Consider the following 17,561-nt stretch of genomic DNA (forward strand, 5'->3'; position numbering starts at 1 on the left):
ACGCTTCAGAAGCCGGTGTCCAGGAAGGGGGTCAGACGCAGCGCGGTCACGACCCTGCAATCCGCGACAAGTACACAACTGTTCACGCTAGGTGTTCGCGTAGCCTCTCCTTGGCCCATTTCACCTTGGGCTCTCTCGTGAGGAGCGAAACAGATGACCCTGTACGGACGCGGCGGCGTCGATGCGAAAGAGCCGCGGCAGGGTCTGTTCACCCGGCTGCATCCCGCGGTCACGGCCGGCGTCAGCGTCGCCATCATCGCGGTGCTCGCGCTCGCCTACTGGATCTGGCGAGCCACCACCGGCACCACCAAGCCGGTCGCCGCTGCGACAGCCTCGGCCTCCCCGTCACCGTCGCCGGCCACGCCCTCGAAGGCCGCACCCACCCGGCTGGCCCCCGGTTCCTGGCTGATTTTTCCGCGAGACGCGACGGACACCTTCCTGACCTCCAAGCAAGGTTTCGCCGCGCTGACCAAGAACGAGCCGGTGGCGCTGAACGTGGTCAAGGGCCTTGCCGATGACAAATGTTTTTCGGTACGCACGGACGACGGCCGCTACCTGAGACATTTCAACTACCGGCTCCGCTTCGACGCCACCGAGGACGCCGACCTCTTCCGCAACGACGCCACGTTCTGCCCCGAGGACGGCACACCCGCCGGCGCGGTGCGGCTCCGCTCCAAGAACTACCCGGACCACGTCATCCACCGGCGCGGCACGGAGCTTTACATCGACGAACCCGGCGACTCGGCCACGTTCACCGCCGACAGCACCTTCGGCATCAAGTCGGCTGAGGGTTCCTGAGCGCCGCTCGCTGCCTGCGGGAGTTCAGCTTGCGGGTCGGCGCCATGTACGCCGCCGAGACAGGCGCACCTAGCCGCGCTCGCCCCGGCCCGCGCTCCGCCCGCCCAGACCCACGACCCGCTCGACCCGCTCGACCTGCAGCGTCATCGATCTGCTTCTATATTGAGCGGATGGGCATAACGTTACGTCACGCGACAGTCACTGCAATGCTCTTGGCGCTGGTCACGGGGTGCGGCGGGGGCGGGAGCGACAAGGACGACGACGGTGGCGCCGCCACGTTGAGCATGCAGGGCTTCGCTACCGGTGACGAGACGGCAAAGACGCGCTTCGACCTGGCCAATGCCGCAATCGCTCCGAGCAAGGCGACGTCGTCGGAAGGCAGCTTCAACGCCCAGCAATTCCTGTCCGCGGTGGCCTCGGGGCGCCCACCCGATCTGGTGTACATGGAACGGCGGCTGCTCGGCACGTACGCGGCAAAGAAGGCGCTCATGCCGCTCACCGATTGCGTCCGGCGCGAGAACGTCGACACCGGCCAGTTCCGCGAGGCTGCGCTGGCTGAGGCAACGCTCAACGGCACGCTGTACGGCCTGCCCGACTTCTTCAACAACCGCGTTCTCATGATCAACGACGCGGTGCTGCGGGGCGCGGGCCTGGATCCAGCGGGCTTCACCACCGCCGACTGGACGACGCTGACCGGCACCGCCACCCGGCTGACCGCCCTCAAGGGCGACAAGCTGCAGCGCATCGGCTTTGATCCGAAACTGCCGGAATTCCTGCCGATCTGGGCGCGCGCGAACGGCGCCGCAATGGTGAGCGCTGACGGCAGATCCGCCCAACTGACCAACCCCGACGTCATTGAGGCTCTGGCGTACGCGGTGAGCTTGATCAAGGCCCAGGGCGGATGGTCGGCGTTCAAGTCGTTCCGCGACTCCTTCGATTTCTTCGGCGCCAGGAATGAGTTCGCGGCAGGCCAGCTCGGCGCATTCCCGATGGAGGATTTCTATCTCAACGTACTGGCCGAGAACTCCCCCGCCGTCAAGGTCACCGTAGCGCCGTTCCGAGGTGTGGACGGTCAGCCGGTGAACTGGGTTACCGGTAACGCGTGGGCGATCCCGGCGAAAAGTCCGCACGCCGCGCTGGCCTGCAAGTGGATCAAGACGATGACCGCCAGCGACTCGTGGATCGCTGCCGCCAAGGCCCGCGCCGCCGCCCGGTCCGCCGCAGGCAAGCCCTTCGCCGGCGTGTTCACCGGCAACAAGAGAGCCGACGAGGTCATCTTCCGCGACGTGGTCAAGCCCAGCGGCAACCCGCAGTTCGACACGGCCGTGAAAACCATTTTGCAAACCCAGGATTCGGGTACGGCGGAGCCCGCCATGGCAGCCGGTGAGGAATTCAAAGCCGCGTGGCAGAACGCGGTGAATCGGGTGCTCGACGGCAAACAAACACCGGTTCAGGCGCTGAGTCAGGCCCAGCAGGAAGCGCAGACCGCCCTCGACAGAGCCGGCTCGTAACGATGCGCCTGCGGCGGCGCGAGAGCTTGGCGGCGTACGGCTTCCTCTCGCCCTGGATCGTCGGTTTTCTGGTTTTCATGGCCGGTCCGATGGCGGCAAGCTTTGTGTTGTCGCTGACCGACTACGACGTGCTGACCAGCACCGAGTTCGTGGGTGGGAACAATTATCGCGAGCTGCTCAGCGATTCGCGGGTGCGCACGAGCATGGCCAACACGCTGATCTATACGGTGCTGCACGTGCCGCTGACCATGGCGGTATCGCTCGCGCTGGCTCTGGTGCTGATCCGCGCCGGGCGGCGTTCGGCGGGCATCTTCCGGACCATTTTCTACGTGCCGACCGTGACGCCCAAGGTGGCCGTGGGGGTGCTGTTCCTGCTGCTGTTCAACGGCCAGGTCGGCCTGGTCGGCAAGGTGCTCGGGTTCGCCGGCGTGAACGGCCCCGATTGGACCACCGATGGACCGTGGATCAAGCCCGGCCTCGTGCTGATGAGCCTGTGGAGCCTGGGCAGCACAGTGATCATCTACCTGGCGGCCCTGCAGAACGTCCCCCGGGATCTGTACGAGGCGGCCGAGATGGACGGCGCTTCACCGTGGGCGCGGTTCCGGGCTGTGACCGTACCCATGATCAGTGGTTCGTTGTTTTTCACGCTCATCATCAACACCATCAGCGGGGTGCAGACCTTCGACGAGGTCTACACGGCGTTCTACGGCAGCGCCAATCAGCAGACCTACGGCAACGACGCGGCGCTGTTCTATGTCGTCTACCTCTTCCAAGAGGCGTTCCAGTTCCTGAGGATGGGCTACGCCTCCGCCCTGGCCTGGTTGTTGTTCCTGGTCATCGTGGTGATCACGCTGGTCCAGGTGCGGCTCAGCCGGCGGTTCGTGTACTACGAAAGCGAGTGAGCATGCGGCGCTGGATCTGGTGGGTCGCGCTTGCCGTGGCCTCGGTGGTGTTCCTGTACCCGTTCCTGTGGCTGGTCAGCGCCTCGCTCAAGCCGCGCCCCGAGGTGTTCGACAACGCGCTGCTCCCGCACCACTGGGCGCCGGAGAACTACGCCTCGATCTGGTCGGCCGCCCCCGTGCTGACCTGGCTGGTCAACAGCGTGGTGGTCGCCCTCGCCGCCGCGGTAACCGTGACGATCTCCAGCGCCATTGTGGCCTTCGGCTTCGCCTACTTCCGCTTCCCTGGCCGCAACACACTGTTCGCGCTGGTCGTGGGCACCATGATGCTGCCCGGCGCGGTGACGATGATCCCGACCTACCTGATCTGGAACGAACTCGGCCTGGCCGCCACGCAGGTGCCGCTCTGGGCCACGAACCTGTTCGGCAGCGCGTTCTACATCTTCCTGATCAGGCAGTTCTTCCTGGGGCTGCCGCGCGAGCTGTTCGAGGCCGCCCGGGTCGACGGCGCCGGGTACTGGCGGCTGTTCTGGCGCCTCGCGGTGCCCCTGTGCAAACCGGCGCTGATCGTCTCGTTCGTGTTCGAGCTGCGAGCAAGCTGGTCGGACCTGCTCCGCCCGCTGATCTACCTGCGCGACCCGGCGCTGTTCACGATGCCGCGCGGCATGAAGGCCATCCTCGACCAGTTCGGCCAAGCCGGCGAGTCCCGCTGGGAAGTCGTGCTGGCCGGTGCGGTGCTGACCACCGTACCGATGATTGTCGCTTTCTTTGCGTGCCAGCGTTATTTCGTGGAAGGAGTGGCAACTCAGGGCCGCAAGGGGTGATCGACGTGTCAAAGACCTCGCCGGTCGCGGCGCCGTCGGCTTGGGGTCCACTGCGCATCGCCGCCTTCCGCAGCCTGTGGCTGGCCGTGCTCGCGAGCAACATCGGTACCTGGATGCAAACCGTTGGTGCGCAGTGGCTGCTGGTCGAGCAGTCCGGAACGGACACCCTCGTGGCCGTCGTGCAAACCGCCAGCACCCTGCCAATCGTGCTACTCGCGCTGCCTTCTGGCGCGCTGGCCGACACGTTCGACCGCCGCCGGCTGCTCATGGGCGTGCAGGGTTTCCTGGTGGCCGCCGGGATCGTGCTCACCGTGCTGACCCTGGCTCAGCGCATGCCACCCGCACTGCTGCTCACGCTGACGTTCGTGCTGGGCGCCGGGCAGGCACTGACCGCCCCGGCCTGGCAGGCCATCATCCCCGAGCTGGTGCCCCGCGCGCAGCTCGCGTCGGCCTCCGCGCTCGGAGCCATCAGCATGAACCTGGCCCGGGCGGTCGGTCCGGCGGTGGCCGGTGTGCTGATCGCCCGTACCGGCGTCGGGGTGGTCTTCGCCCTCAACACCGTGTCGTTCGCCGTCTTCGCGGTCGTGCTCTGGCGCTGGCGCTCCCCCACTTCGGCCGGCTCCGCGGCCCCCGAACAGTTCGCCGCCGCAGTACGCTCCGGCGGACGCTACGTGCGGCACTCCCCCGTCGTCCGGCGCATCCTGCTACGCGCCGGGCTCTTCCTGATTCCCGGCAGCGCATTGTGGGCCTTGCTGCCGCTGGTCGCCAGCCGCCGCCTCGGCTTGGGCTCCGGCGGCTACGGCGTGCTGCTCGGCGCCGTCGGCGTCGGTGCGGTCGCCGGCGCCATCCTGCTGCCCCAGCTGCGGGCACGATGGTCGCCGAACCGGCTGCTGTTGATCGCGGGCTTCGTCTTCACGGCGGTGCTGATCGTGCTGGCCCTGGGCCGCTCCGAGATCGCCGTGGTGGCGGCCCTTGTGCCCTCCGGCGTGGCCTGGGTGATGGTGCTGTCCAACATCAACGCCTCCATGCAACTCTTCCTGCCCGGCTGGGTGCGCGCCCGCGGCCTCGGCGTGTACCAGATGGTCTTCGCCGGAGCCCAAGCCGCCGGAGCGCTCGCCTGGGGCGCGCTGTCCGACGCGGCCGGCCTGGTCACCGCCCACCTGGTGGCCGGCGCCCTGATGCTGGCCGGCGTGGTCACTCTGCGCTGGCTGCCGCTGCGCGACGTCACCGGCATGAACCGCGACCCGGCGGTCTTCTGGCCCGAACCGCACGTCCAGGTCGACCCGGCCGACCGCCATGGCCCGGTGCTGATCACGGCGACCTACGAGGTCAGCCCCGAACGGGAAGCGGTGTTCGTGGAGGCGATGGAAGGGGTGCGGCGCACACGGCTGCGCACCGGGGCGGTGCGGTGGGGATTGTTCCGCGACGGCGCTGATCCCGGGCGGTTCGTGGAGGCGTACGTCGTGCCCAGCTGGGATGAGCATGTGCGCCAGCACGAGGGGCGGCTGACCGGATCGGACCGGGAGGTCGAGGAGCGAGCCCTGCGCCTGGCCGAGGGCACGCCGGTGATCCGGCACCTGCTGTCGGCCCGGTCCGAGGGGTGACTCCCTGACTGCCATGCCGCCGAGATCTCGAAGGCAGGACGCCGCGGCGAGTGTCAGAAGCGCATCACTCCCGGCGTACCCTCTCGGGCTTGCAACTCGCGCCAGGCCTTGACAGTCCGGATCACCGCGACGACCGGCAACAGGAACGCGAGATAAAACACCCGCAGAGCGCCGCCGTCGAAGAACAGCACCAGGAACACGGCATAGCCGAAGTACAGCACGGCGAACGCAGCAATCAGGACCCGCATGGCAACCCGCAAGCCGAATCCACCTGCGGCCAGCACCACAAAGGTGGCGCCGCTGAGCAGCAGCATGGCGAGGTACCCGAGAAAAGCGCCGTCAGACAAGTCAAGTCTCCCAGGGGGTTAGGAGCCGGACTTCGACCGTGCGCCGGATTGATTGCCAACCGGTAGTAACCCGGGTGCTAACCGGTAAGAGAAAGAGTGCCGCCGTTTCAGGAGGCCGGGTAGGGCGTGGCGGCCAGGACGCGGGCGAGGTGGGCGGCGTTGGCGGCCAGGGTCTTCGTGGTGCTCGCGGTACTTTCCGGCTTCGGGCTGGCGTCCTTGTAGTCGACGCCGCTCATGGCTTCGCCCACCCAGTACGTGACGCCGCCGGCCGGGATGCTGAAGCCCACATCGCTGAGCGCCTGGAACACTTCCGCGGACACGTGATGCGCGCCGTCCTCGTTACCCACTACCGCGACGATGCCCACTTTGTCGTACATCGAAGGTCTGCCCAGATCGTCAGTCTCGGAGATCTCGGCATCGAGCCGCTCCAGCACCACCTTGGCCACGCTCGACGGCTGACCCATCCAGATCGGGGTGGCAATCACCAGGATCTGAGCAGCGAGGATCTTCTCCCGTACGGCAGGCCAGCCGTCCCCGTCACCCTCGTCGGTGGTGACCCCGAACTTGACCCCCAGGTCGGCAATCCGCACCACCTCCCCGGCAACATCGTGATCGGCAAGGGCGGCCAGCAACTCACGCCCCAGCAACTCACTGCTGGACTCCTGCGACGTCGACTTGAGGGAGCAGCCAAGAACGAGGGCTCGGAGCGTACCGGAATCAGCCATAAGACCCTTCTGCCCTGATCAAGCTGCCGCAAACCGCTGACCAGGCTGGTTGGGTGCGGCGCGGGTCCGCGATGTTCTGCCGAGGCGCCCTCAGCAACCTTCCTCGTCTGCGCCCCCTTCTTGCCCGCGTTCGCCGGGAGGCGATTGGGGTATGCGCGCGGCATGCGGACGAAGCCTGTTGAGGATGTGCTGGCTCAGGGTGATGACGAGGGTGGGGGCGGCCCGCGACTGCGCCGGCGGTTGGGGCCGTTGGACCTCATGGGCTTCGGCATTGGCATTGTCATCGGTACGGGGATCTTCACGTTGACCGGGGTTGAGGCGCGCGATCATGCGGGGCCGGCGGTCATTGTTTCGTTTGTGCTGGCCGGGGTGGTCAGCTTGCTGGCTGCGTTCTGTTATGCCGAACTGGCTTCCAGCGTGCCTACGGCGGGCAGCGCCTACACGTATGCCTACGCCACCATGGGTGAGGTCGTGGCCTGGATCATCGGGTGGGACCTGGTGCTGGAGTTCGCGCTGGGCGCCGCTGTGGTGGCTCGCGGGTGGTCGGGGTACCTGGCCGAGTTGTTCGGCTTGCCGGGCTCCATTTTTGGCGAGTCGAGCACGGTGAACGTGGGCGCCGTCCTGATCACGTTGGTGTTGGGGGCGGTGGCCACCATCGGCATCCGGCAGTCGTCGCGGGTGACCAATGCGCTGGTCGCGATCAAGGTTGCCATCTGCGTTTTCGTGGTGGTGGCCGGGTTGTTCTTCATCAAGGCGGCGAACTTCTCGCCGTTCGTGCCGCCGGCCCAGCCCGCAACGGATGACAATGCCGGCTTGGCCCGGCCGTTGTCGCAGCTGCTGTTCGGGATCGATCCTTCGGCGTTCGGCGTGGCCGGGGTGCTGACCGCTGCAGCCGTGGTGTTCTTCGCGTACACCGGCTTCGAGGCGGTGGCCAACCTCGTTGAGGAGACCCGGCACCCCCGCCGCGATCTGGCCCTGGGGCTGTTCGGCACGCTCGGCATCTCCACGGCGCTCTACGTGACGGTGTCGTTCGTGGTCGTCGGCATGGTCGACTACCGCCAGATCGACCCCGGCGCCCCGATCGCTTCGGCGTTCAGCGCGGTCGGGGCCAATTGGGCCTCCCATCTGGTGTCGATCGCGGCGGTGGCCGGGCTGACCAGCGTGATCCTGGTGGACATCGTGGCGATCGGGCGCATCGGTTTCGCCATGTCCCGGGACCGTCTGCTGCCCCCTGCGGTCGGCGCGGTCCACCCGCGCTGGGGCACGCCGTACCGCCTCACCAGCGTGGTCACCATCGGCGTGGCGTTGCTGGCCGGCTTCGTACCGCTGTCCTCGCTGGCGAACCTGGTCAGCATCGGCACCCTGTTCGCGTTCCTCATCGTCTCGGTGGCCGTGCCGGTTCTGCGCCACACCCGCCCGGAACTGTCCCGCCCGTTCAAGGTGCCGCTGTCGCCGGTGATCCCCGTCCTCTCGGCGCTGGCCTGCCTCTATCTCATGACCAACCTGTCGGTGGAGACCTGGCTGCGCTTTCTGCTGTGGATGGCGGCGGGCCTGATCGTCTATTACGCGTACGGCCGCAGCCACAGCAAGCTGACCACGTGAGCGGACACCGCGGCGGCACTCGGCGGCCACCGCCACAGCAGGCTGATCTCTTAAGCGGGCACCGCGGCGGCATCGGTGATCACGGCGTCGACCAGTCCGTAGTCGCGGGCTTGCTCGGAGGTGAACCAGCGGTCGCGGTCGGAGTCCTCGGCGATCTGCTCGACCGGGCGGCCGCTGTGCCGGGCGATGAGCTCGTGCATCTGCCGCTTGACGAAGAGCATGTTCTCGGCCTGAATCGTGATGTCCGCAGCAGTGCCGCCGATGCCACCGGCGGCCTGGTGCATCATGATCCGGGTGTGGGGCAGGGCGTAGCGCTTGCCCGGCGTGCTCGAGGTGAGCAGGAACTGGCCCATCGAGCAGGCCAGCCCGATGCCGGGTTGCGCACCGCCCAGATGCGCTTGATCTGCCCGGCCACGGTCTCGAACGCTTCATCGGGTTTTGCAGTGCAGTAGTGCGAGGTCCCCCATTGATGGTGGCGCCAACTCGACCATGGGCTGACATGACAGAACCCCGCCCGGGTGGTGCACCCGGGCGGGGTTCTCAGCGAGCAACCAGCGCTGGTTTTGTCAGGCGCGGGTGAACACCGGCATCGTGTCGAGCGTCGTGGTGATCTCGGCAGTGGTGCCGCCGGCGTAGGTCTTGCCGGTGAAGTAATCCTTCCAGGTGTTACCCGGCGGGAACCACACCGTCGTGGCGGCCGTGGCGCCCGGCGTGGTCACCGGGGCCACCAGGTAGTCGTCGCCGTAGAGGTACTCGGCGCCGGCCGTCGCGTACGCGTCCTGCTCCCCCGGGTATGCCAGGTACAGCGGCCGGGCGATCGGCACACCGGTCTTGTTCGCCTGCTTGGCCGCCTTGTAGGTGTACGGCTGCAGCTCCTTGCGCAGGTTCAGGAACTTCTTCGCCGAAGCCTCCGCAGCCGGCCCGTACTGCCAGGGCAGCCGGTCGCTGTGGTTGGAGTGCAGCCGGTCGACCGGCTGGAAGGTGCCCAACTGCACCCACCGGGCGTACAGGTCGTCGGGCAGCTTGGTGGTGCCGGGCTCGGAACCCGGCTCCTGCAGGCCACCGGTGTGCCCGCCGATGTCGTGGCTGATCGAGGCCAGACCGGTCGCCACCGACTCGCCCGGGGTGTAGCCGACCTGGAACTGCAGCGACTCCCAGGTCGAGATGGTGTCGCCGGTGAAGTGCAGCGTGGTGCGCTTGTCGGCCCACGGGCCGGTCGGCACCGACACCGGGTTGCCGTAGCCGCCGGACTGCAGCGAGCCGTAGGCCCGGGAGAACGCGAAGTCCTGCCGGTCGGCGTACTGCTTGTTGATCCAGGTGTCCGGGGTGACGCCCTGCAGCGACGACTTCGAGTTGTCGCAGCACCAGTCGAGCCACCAGGCGTCAACGCCCTGCTTCTCCATCGCCTCGTGCAGCGAGAAGTACGCGTTCATCTGGTCGGGGTCGCCGAAGTCGAACACGTAGCAGTCCGGGCCGCTGTTGCAGCCGGTGCGCTGCAGCTTGCCCTTGGCGATCTCCTGAGCCCTCGGGAACGCCGGGTCCGAGCCGAGGATGCTCGGGTGGATGTTGAGCAGGGTGTGCAGATCCTGCTTCTTGGCCCACTTGAAGAACGCCTTGGGGTCGGGGAAGCGGGTGGGGTCGAACTCCCAGCCGTTCCACCTGTCCGGCGACTTGAAGTCGGTGTCGATGACCAGCGTGTCCAGCGGCACCTTCTCGTCCTTGAAGCGCTGGACGATGGCCTGGAACTCCGAGGCGGTCCGGTCGTAGTACTCGGAGTACCACACGCCGTAGGCCCACTTGGGCAGCACCATGGTGGGACCGGTCAGCGTGGACAGGTCGCTCAGGCCGACAGCATAGTTCTGGCCGTACGCGAAAACGTAGCCGTCCTGGTAGGGCTTGCCATCGTGGTTGGAGCGCTGAACGACGTTGTCGTCGCCCTCCTCCCACAGCGCCGAAGCGGTGTCGTCGAGCAGCGACCAGCCGTCCTGGTAGAGCAGGCCCGCCGAGGTCGGTCCGGAACCGTTGACGCCGTCAAGACCACGCCGGTAACCGCCGAGCGGCGCGTGCGGGGCCAGCAGCGGCGCCGGCTGTGCAGCCACGGCCACGGTGTCGACGTTGACGTTGCAGCTGTCCGCATCCGGACATCCGAGCTTCAGCGTGTTGTTTCCAGCAGCAAGCTTCACCGGTACGGACACCGTGCGCCAGTAATCCCAGCTGCTCGTCGGCGGCAGTGTCACCACCTGAGCCTGCTCCGTTCCGGCCTGCACGCTCATCGTGCGGGAGCGGACCGGCTGAGCACCGGCCTTGCCGTTCGCGTAGCGGAGCTGCACCTGGTAGGTGCCCGCCGCGGGAACCCCGGTGACCTGCAGGGTCTCGGAGGCGTTGGTGCTCTCCAGCCCGGCCAGGAACCCGGTGCCCGAGTAGCCGTTGTGGTCGCTGGCCGTGCGCGCTCCCCCGGCCGGCGTGCCGGAATCGGCCTCACAGATTGTGCCGAACGCACACGGCTGCGCGGCGCGCGGCGTGGGCTGCGGGTATGCCTGGCCCGGCCGCAGGATTGCGAGGCTGTCCAGGTTGATGTTGCCGGTGTCGGTGGCCGTCCGCTGGATCGCGATCTCGTGCTGGCCCGCGCTCAGTGTCACCGGCACTGCGGCGTTGGCCCAGGTGTCCCAGTTGGCGGTCGGCGGCAGCGTCAGCGTGGACGCCTTGCCATCCACCGAGACGGTGAGCGTGCGAGTGGTGTTCTGGCCGTCGCCACCGGTGCTGTTCGCATATTTGGTGGTGATGACGTAGTCACCGGCCTCGGCCACCGTGACCAGGCCCTTGACCGAGTCACCGGTGCCCTGGAAGCCGGCGGCGAAGCCCCGGCCGGTGTAGCCGGTGTGGTCGTTGGCCAGGCCGGCGCCCTGCACGGTGAGCTCTTCGGCCTCGCAGAGCACGCCGACGTCGCAGAGCTTCGCGCCCGCCTCGGACCACGGAGCCGCGTCGACGACCTGCTGGCCGGCGTGCAACCGGACGGTCAGGTTGTCCGCAGTGAACGGACCCGACCCAACCTTGTAGCGCAACGTGACTGCGCTGGTTTCGAGCGTCAGCCAGCCGTTCTCGGTGCGCCGCTCGAACTTGGTGCGCTTGAACTCGTCGCGGCCGACCACATTGAACGTGCCGGCGTCGAGGAACTCGCTGTCACCGGCGTACTCGGTGCGGATGAGCGTCGGCGAGAGCACCTCGAAGCGGGCATTTCCGGAGACAACCGCTTGGGAGCCGGCGTCGCGCTGGCGAGCCAGGGCCTGACCTGGGGAACCGACCGCCACGCCCGCAACCATGAGGAAGGCAGACACGGCGGCGGCCGACCGCCGCAAAGGGACCTTACTGAACATTCACACACTCCCGCAGAGAAGCGGCACCGCACCGTTTGCCCGGCACAGCCGCCGGAACGCACGGGCGGGCGTCAGAGACGTGACAACGGTGTCACCGCTAGGTTACGGCTGTCAATATCCATGCTTACCTTGATCGTTTTCGTCCCTTCTGCGCCCAGGCCAGGGGGCACAAGGGAGCCTTGGGCTGCCCGCGTCAGCGCTGCGGCGCTCTCACCCGAGCAGCTCGGGCCGTCGCCACTCCTCCCCCAGGACGTGCTGGGCGAGGAAGCTGAACACCGTCTCGTACCAGACCTTGATGTTGCCGGGTTTGAGGATCCAGTGGTTCTCGTCGGGGAAGTAGAGGAACTTGTGGGGGCTGGGTTCGTCCTTGGTCCAGCCGGACGTGAGCGCCCACCAGAGGCTCAGGCCCTCGGCGATCGGCACGCGGTAGTCCTTGTCGCCATGGATGACCAGCATGGGCGTGGTGATGGCAGCGGCTGACAGATGCGGTGAGTGGGCGGCGGCCATGTCGCGGGTCAGTTCGCGGGCCCAGTAGAACGAATAGTCGGTGGTGCCCACGAAGGGTTCCAGGGACCACAGCGAGGCGTGGCTGACGATGGCCTGGAAACGGTCGGTGTGGCCGGCGATCCAGTTGGCCATGTAGCCGCCGAAGGAGCCACCCATCGCGCCCACCCGGCTGGCGTCGATGTCGGGTCGGGCTTGCGCCACATCGGTGATGGCCAGGAGGTCGGTGTACGGCGCGTCGCCCCACGCTCCCCAGCCGCGGCGGATGAACTCGGTGCCGTAGCCGGTGGACAACGCCGGGTCGGGCAGCAGCACGGCATATCCGCGCGCCACGGCGAGCCACGGGTTCCACCGCCATTGCCAGGCGTTCCAGGAGGACTGGGGACCACCGTGGATCCACAGCAGCAGCGGCGCCGGAGTATCCATATCGGGCAGGGCGAGCCAGGCCCGCAGCGGGGTGCCATCGGCCGCGGTCGCCGTGATCTCCTCCAGGCGCCCGGGAACCGTGATCGGGTCGGCCGGGCCGGGCAGCACCGTCAGCTCGCCGTCCGGCAAGGCGACGCGCACCGGGGCGGGCGGGGCGTCGATGGCCGAGCGCAGCGCGTACACGAAGCGGCCGTCCGGGGCGACCTCGATCGAGGTGTACGCGCCGTCGTCAGCGGTCAGCCGGCGCACCTCGCCGGTGGTGGCATCCACGTGCCACAGCGGGGAGCGGCCCTGGTCGTCGGCGGTGACGATGAGCGCGGTGCTGTCCGGGGTCCATTCGACCGATCCGGGTAGCCGGTCCCAGGAACTGGTCAGCGGGTGGACGTCGCCGCCATCCAGCGGAATGACGCTGAGCCAGCCGTCGCCGGGGGCGTCGGCGCTGGTCTCGCTGCTGACGACGACGGCGACCCGGGTGCCGTCCGGGGACACCCGCGGGTTTTCGTAGTCGTGGCCGGGATCGTCGGCGAGGACGCGGCGCTGCCCGGACGCCACGTCGATGGCCACCAGGGTGGTCCGCTGGGCGCCGCCGGGCTCGCCGATCACCCACATGCTGACCACCGTGGCACCGTCGGGGGTGATGTCCCAGCTGCACATGTCGTTGAGCGCCCAGCCCGCATCGCCGGTGAGGTCACGCAGCGTGAGTTCGGCGTCGGTGCCGGGCAGATCGGCGATGAGCAGCCGGGTGCGGCCGGGGCCGAGATCGTGGTCCCAGTAGCGCACCGGAACGTCCTCGTGCAGGATCGCCGAGACGCCGCCGTCCTTGCGTCTGGTCCGCAACTCCTCGTCGGCGGCCATGTCCTTGGCCGAGGGCAGCAGGCCCGAGCCCAGCACGAGCCGGCCGGATGCGCTGACCTGTACGCCGCGCACTCCGCCGCGCGGGCTGGCCAGCACGCGGGCGTCGCCGCCGCCGGCCGGTTGCAGCCACAGCGCCGCACGCCGGTCGTCATCGGCGTCCTTGCCGGGCTGGTCGCGCGTGGAGACGAACAGCAGATCGCCGGCCGCAGTGAAACCCGCCAAGGACTCGCCCTGCTCGCTGCGCGTCACCCGGCGAGCCGGGTGCTCCCCCTGGGGGTCGACCTCCCACAAGGCGGTGACGTAGCGAGCGTTCTTGCGCTCAGGTGTGCCCGCGCCGATGACCAGCAGGTCACCGCCCGGGGACAGCCGCAGCCCCTCGATGCGGGGCAGGGCGACGTACGCGTCGAGGTCTGCGAAAGGCTCTTGGCTCACTCCGTCTTCCTACCACTTCGCGGGGTCAAGTGCTCCATCGACAATCGCCAGTGCGTGGACCCGCCCCGGGCAGCGGCGGGGCCCGGTTCCGAACGCCAGGTCGCCGGCCAGACCCACGCTGACCAGCTCATCTGCTTCGACCGTGACGTGGCCCACAGTGACCGGGGTCCGTGCTTGCCGCTTGGTTGCCAGCACCGGCGGGTCCTCGCTCAGCACCTCCTCAACGCTGCGCAGCCTGGCCCGTTCGATCAACGCGGCAGTGGGTTCACACGCCTGCACGAGCACTCCGATGCGCGCAGCCGTCATCTCGTCGTGCCTGCCAGCCAGTAGCCGGATCAACTGCTTGACCGCCTGGTCGGCTCGCGCGTCATCCCCGGTGCCCGGCTGGTACGCCTGCGCGATGTCACGCACCACGTCCACCACCGGCTCGCCGATACCCATGGCCTGCGCAAGCACCTCCACCGGATGCAGGTGGCAACCGCCGCGCAGCGAGTCCGGCGGAATCGCCTCCAGCACGGCGATGGACAGGGCGCGCCGGCGCTGGTGAACCTCACCGTTGGCGAACCGGCCGACAGAGGCGCGCAGCCAGGCCACCCCGGTAGCCGCCGGCGGAACCGGAGGCACGATGAAGGCCGGGCTGGTCAGGACGACGGCGGCGGCGGGGCCGCTGATGTGCTGCATGAGTGCGAACGTACGGCCACCATCGTTTGGCCTTTGCCGAAGTGTGCCGGACCTAGGCTGGGTGAGTGACTGCAGCCTGTGACCTGGCGGCGTTCGCGGCTCTGCTCGCCGACCGGACGCGGGCGGCGATGTGCCTGGCGCTGCTCGACGGCCGCGCGTGGACCGCGGGTGAGCTGGCCGCGCACGCCGGCGTGGCCCCTTCCACGGCGACCGAACACCTGCATCGTCTCATCGCCGGCGGGTTGCTTGTCGAGCGGCGTCAGGGACGCCACCGGTACGTCCAACTGGCCGGCCCCTCCGTCGCGGAGCTGCTCGAGGATGTGGCGGCACGCGTCGGACACCGTCCGGTTGCACCGCGAGGGTTGCGGGCGGTGACCGCGAACTCGGCGCTGGCGCGTGGGCGTACCTGTTATGACCATCTTGCCGGACGCCTCGGGGTGGCCGTCACCGATGCCATGACCCACGCGGGGCTGCTGGACCAGAGCGCCGGCTTCACCCTCACCCCGGCCGGGGTGGCCTGGATGACCGGCACGCTCCAGGTCGAGGCCGGCGACCTGCAACCCGGCCGGCGACCGGTGGCCCGCGGATGTCTCGATTGGACCGAGCGCCGGCAGCATCTGGCCGGAACAGCCGGAGCCAAGGTGTGTGCGGCCTTCTTCGGCAACGGCTGGGTGGAGCGCATCGGGACCGGGCGGGCGGTGCGGCTGACCCCCGGCGGAAGGGTCGCGCTGCACGACCTTCTCGGGCTCGCAGAACCCCTCTGACCAGCGGATTTCTCATCTCTGGCGAGCGAGGTCTACGGTGGCTGGCATGCATCAAGCGGCACCGATGCCACCACCATTGCCCACCAGCGTGCGGGCCTCCTCCGCGCTGCTGTTCAGCGTGGCCGGCCTCGCGCTGCTGCAGGCGATCATCGAGCTGGTCTTCGTCAACACCGACCTCAGCGTCTACCGCGACGCCTACCGGGGTGACACCGGTTCGGGGTTCGGCAGCCTGGTGAGCGCGACTGTCGGCATCTTCTTCGCCGCGGTGGCCGCCATCCTGGCCATCCTCAACAACCACGGCCGCAAGAACGCCCGCATCGCCACGCTGGTGCTGGGCGGGCTCTTCCTGCTCTGCGGCGGGCTCGGCTCGATCTCCGGCGACCTGCACCGCCCGTCGCGGCCATCCGGCAGTGGCGCGCTCGCGCACGTCATGCCCATGGCGTACGGCACGAGTGTGGGCGCCGCCGATCTGCTCACCGTCGCCGCGGTCCTCGCGGCGCTCGTGCTGCTGGCGTTGCCGTCGGCCAACCGCTTCTTCAGCATTCCCCGCAACGTGGCCTACGTCTATGTGCCGGTGCCGCCGGCCGGGTCCGCGCCGCCTCCGGCATACCCTCCCGCGCCTGAGCACCCTCCGCACACCGGCAGCATCCCGGCCATCGACCCCTGGGCCGAGGCGCCGTAACCGGTTATCCGGACCGCCACCGGGTAGCTCCCTTCTACAAGGAAGAAGAGGTGGGTGCTATGCCGATAACCACTACCAATCCCGTCACCGGTGAGGTGCTGAAGACCTTCGACGCGCTCACGAAGGAGCAGATCGACGCGGCGATCGGCCGGTCGGTCGAGGCGTTCCGGGAGCTTCGGGGCACCACGTTCGCGCAGCGCTCGCAGTGGATGCGCGCCGCCGCTGACCTGCTCGACAAGGAGCAGGACGAGCTCGGCGCGCTGATGACCCTGGAGATGGGCAAGACGCTGAGCGCCGCCAAGGCCGAGGTGACCAAGTGCGCCAAGGCGTGCCGGTTCTACGCCGACAACGCCGAGCAGTTCCTGGCCGATGAGACGGTCGACGCCGCTTCGGTGAACGCCACCCAGGCCGGCACGCGGTATGACCCGCTGGGCCCGGTGCTCGCGGTCATGCCGTGGAACTTCCCGCTCTGGCAGGCGATGCGCTTCGCGGCGCCGGCGCTGATGGCGGGCAACACCGGGCTGCTCAAGCACGCGTCCAACGTTCCGCAGACCGCGCTCTACCTGGGCGAGCTGTTCGGTCGCGCAGGCTTCCCGGCCGGGGCGTTCCAAACCCTGCTGGTCGGCTCGGACGCGGTGGAGGACATTCTCAGCGATGACCGGGTACGGGCGGCCACGCTGACCGGCAGCGAAGGCGCGGGCCGGTCCATCGCCGCCATCGCGGGGCGGGAGCTGAAGAAGACGGTGCTCGAACTCGGCGGCAGCGACCCGTTCATCGTGCTGCCCAGCGCCGACCTCGACAAGGCGGCCGAGGTGGCAACGACCGCGCGCTGCCAGAACAACGGCCAGTCGTGCATCGCCGCGAAGCGCTTCATCGTGCACGCCGAGGTGTATGACGCCTTCGTCGACAAGTTCGTGGCCACGATGTCAGCGCTCACGGTCGGCGACCCGATGGACGACGACACGGATGTCGGCCCGCTGGCCACCGAGCAGGGCCGCACCGACATCGAAGAACAGGTCGCCGACGCGGTGAGCAAGGGTGCGACCGTGCGCTGCGGCGGCGTCCGCGGTGACGGCGACGGCTGGTTCTACCCACCGACCGTGGTCACCGATCTGACAACCGACATGCGCATGTACGCCGAGGAGGTGTTCGGGCCGGTTGCCGGTGTCTACCGGGCCGGATCGCTGGACGAGGCGATCGAGATTGCGAACAGTTCGCCGTACGGGCTGGGCTCGAACGCCTGGACCAACGACCCGCAGGAACGCGACCGGCTGATCCGCACGCTGGACGCCGGCGCGGTCTTCATCAACGGCATGGTGACCTCGTTCCCGCAGCTGCCGTTCGGTGGGGTGAAAAATTCCGGATACGGCCGCGAGCTGTCGGCCGCCGGGATCCGCGAATTCTGCAACCTCAAGGCCGTGTGGGTCGGCGAGGGCGGTGACACCGGCGTGGACTCGAAAACCGAGTAGGGCGACCAAGACGCAGGGCAGGCTGGATGCGCACTGCGCGACTGAATCCCGGGACTGTGCGGCA

General features: G+C 68.5%; 14 protein-coding genes and 1 pseudogene. 9 read left to right on the forward strand and 6 right to left on the reverse strand.

Going from position 1 to position 17,561, the window contains the following annotated elements; all coding sequences use genetic code 11:
• The first annotated feature begins 153 nt into the window (after nucleotides 1–153).
• The 5 genes from TFC3_RS12685 to TFC3_RS12705 all read left to right on the forward strand — a co-directional run bounded on the left by TFC3_RS12685 (nucleotide 154) and on the right by TFC3_RS12705 (nucleotide 5,636).
• The gene (locus TFC3_RS12685) at nucleotides 154–798 is read left to right on the forward strand and encodes an AbfB domain-containing protein (RefSeq protein WP_067499413.1); all 645 of its coding nucleotides are present in this window, start codon (nucleotides 154–156) and stop codon (nucleotides 796–798) included.
• A gap of 206 nt (nucleotides 799–1,004) precedes the next feature.
• Nucleotides 1,005–2,309 (forward strand): extracellular solute-binding protein, encoded by a 1,305-nt coding sequence (locus TFC3_RS12690; protein WP_236718100.1) that lies wholly within the window; start codon nucleotides 1,005–1,007, stop codon nucleotides 2,307–2,309.
• Between the two features lie 2 nt (nucleotides 2,310–2,311).
• Complete coding sequence (locus TFC3_RS12695) at nucleotides 2,312–3,211, forward strand: carbohydrate ABC transporter permease (RefSeq protein ID WP_067499417.1); 900 nt, start codon at nucleotides 2,312–2,314, stop codon at nucleotides 3,209–3,211.
• 2 nt (nucleotides 3,212–3,213) lie between these two features.
• The gene (locus tag TFC3_RS12700; RefSeq protein ID WP_201787151.1) at nucleotides 3,214–4,032 is read left to right on the forward strand and encodes a carbohydrate ABC transporter permease; all 819 of its coding nucleotides are present in this window, start codon (nucleotides 3,214–3,216) and stop codon (nucleotides 4,030–4,032) included.
• A gap of 5 nt (nucleotides 4,033–4,037) precedes the next feature.
• A complete protein-coding gene (locus TFC3_RS12705; RefSeq protein WP_067506541.1) occupies nucleotides 4,038–5,636 on the forward strand; it encodes an MFS transporter in 1,599 nt (532 codons plus the stop codon).
• Nucleotides 5,637–5,689: 53 nt separating this feature from the next.
• Here TFC3_RS12705 and TFC3_RS12710 read toward each other — a convergent pair whose 3' ends face one another.
• Together TFC3_RS12710 and TFC3_RS12715 are read right to left on the reverse strand one after the other, a co-directional pair.
• Nucleotides 5,690–5,950 carry a hypothetical protein gene (locus TFC3_RS12710; protein WP_067499421.1) on the reverse strand — a complete coding sequence of 87 codons (261 nt, stop codon included), beginning with the start codon at nucleotides 5,948–5,950 and terminating at the stop codon, nucleotides 5,690–5,692.
• A gap of 140 nt (nucleotides 5,951–6,090) precedes the next feature.
• Nucleotides 6,091–6,708 (reverse strand): flavodoxin family protein, encoded by a 618-nt coding sequence (locus TFC3_RS12715; RefSeq protein ID WP_067499423.1) that lies wholly within the window; start codon nucleotides 6,706–6,708, stop codon nucleotides 6,091–6,093.
• Nucleotides 6,709–6,870: 162 nt separating this feature from the next.
• On the opposite strand from TFC3_RS12715, the gene TFC3_RS12720 reads away from it, so the two are divergent.
• Nucleotides 6,871–8,310 carry an amino acid permease gene (locus TFC3_RS12720; RefSeq protein WP_067499425.1) on the forward strand — a complete coding sequence of 480 codons (1,440 nt, stop codon included), beginning with the start codon at nucleotides 6,871–6,873 and terminating at the stop codon, nucleotides 8,308–8,310.
• Nucleotides 8,311–8,360: 50 nt separating this feature from the next.
• Here TFC3_RS12720 and TFC3_RS12725 read toward each other — a convergent pair.
• The 4 genes and pseudogenes from TFC3_RS12725 to TFC3_RS12740 form a co-directional block, all read right to left on the reverse strand.
• Nucleotides 8,361–8,681 (reverse strand): annotated as a pseudogene (locus tag TFC3_RS12725) (ClpP family protease); the annotation flags it as partial.
• A gap of 195 nt (nucleotides 8,682–8,876) precedes the next feature.
• Nucleotides 8,877–11,618: a TIM-barrel domain-containing protein gene (locus TFC3_RS12730; protein ID WP_236718101.1), complete on the reverse strand. Its 2,742-nt coding sequence runs from the start codon at nucleotides 11,616–11,618 to the stop codon at nucleotides 8,877–8,879.
• 276 nt (nucleotides 11,619–11,894) lie between these two features.
• Nucleotides 11,895–13,901 carry an alpha/beta fold hydrolase gene (locus TFC3_RS12735; protein WP_067499429.1) on the reverse strand — a complete coding sequence of 669 codons (2,007 nt, stop codon included), beginning with the start codon at nucleotides 13,899–13,901 and terminating at the stop codon, nucleotides 11,895–11,897.
• A gap of 9 nt (nucleotides 13,902–13,910) precedes the next feature.
• On the reverse strand, nucleotides 13,911–14,582 hold the full coding sequence (locus TFC3_RS12740) for a hypothetical protein (RefSeq protein ID WP_067499431.1): 672 nt from the start codon (nucleotides 14,580–14,582) through the stop codon (nucleotides 13,911–13,913).
• A gap of 65 nt (nucleotides 14,583–14,647) precedes the next feature.
• Here TFC3_RS12740 and TFC3_RS12745 point away from each other — a divergent pair, with 65 nt between their 5' ends.
• The 3 genes from TFC3_RS12745 to TFC3_RS12755 are packed head-to-tail and all read left to right on the forward strand — an operon-like array spanning nucleotide 14,648 to nucleotide 17,497.
• Nucleotides 14,648–15,346, forward strand: a complete 699-nt coding sequence (locus TFC3_RS12745; protein WP_067499433.1) for a helix-turn-helix transcriptional regulator — start codon at nucleotides 14,648–14,650, stop codon at nucleotides 15,344–15,346.
• Between the two features lie 46 nt (nucleotides 15,347–15,392).
• Complete coding sequence (locus tag TFC3_RS12750) at nucleotides 15,393–16,028, forward strand: hypothetical protein (protein WP_153040210.1); 636 nt, start codon at nucleotides 15,393–15,395, stop codon at nucleotides 16,026–16,028.
• 59 nt (nucleotides 16,029–16,087) lie between these two features.
• Entirely contained in the window at nucleotides 16,088–17,497 is a 1,410-nt protein-coding gene (locus TFC3_RS12755) for an NADP-dependent succinic semialdehyde dehydrogenase (RefSeq protein ID WP_067499437.1), read from the forward strand.
• Nucleotides 17,498–17,561: the final 64 nt, after the last annotated feature.

Source organism: Actinoplanes sp. TFC3, assembly GCF_001553785.1.
Classification (GTDB): Bacteria; Actinomycetota; Actinomycetes; order Mycobacteriales; family Micromonosporaceae; genus Actinoplanes.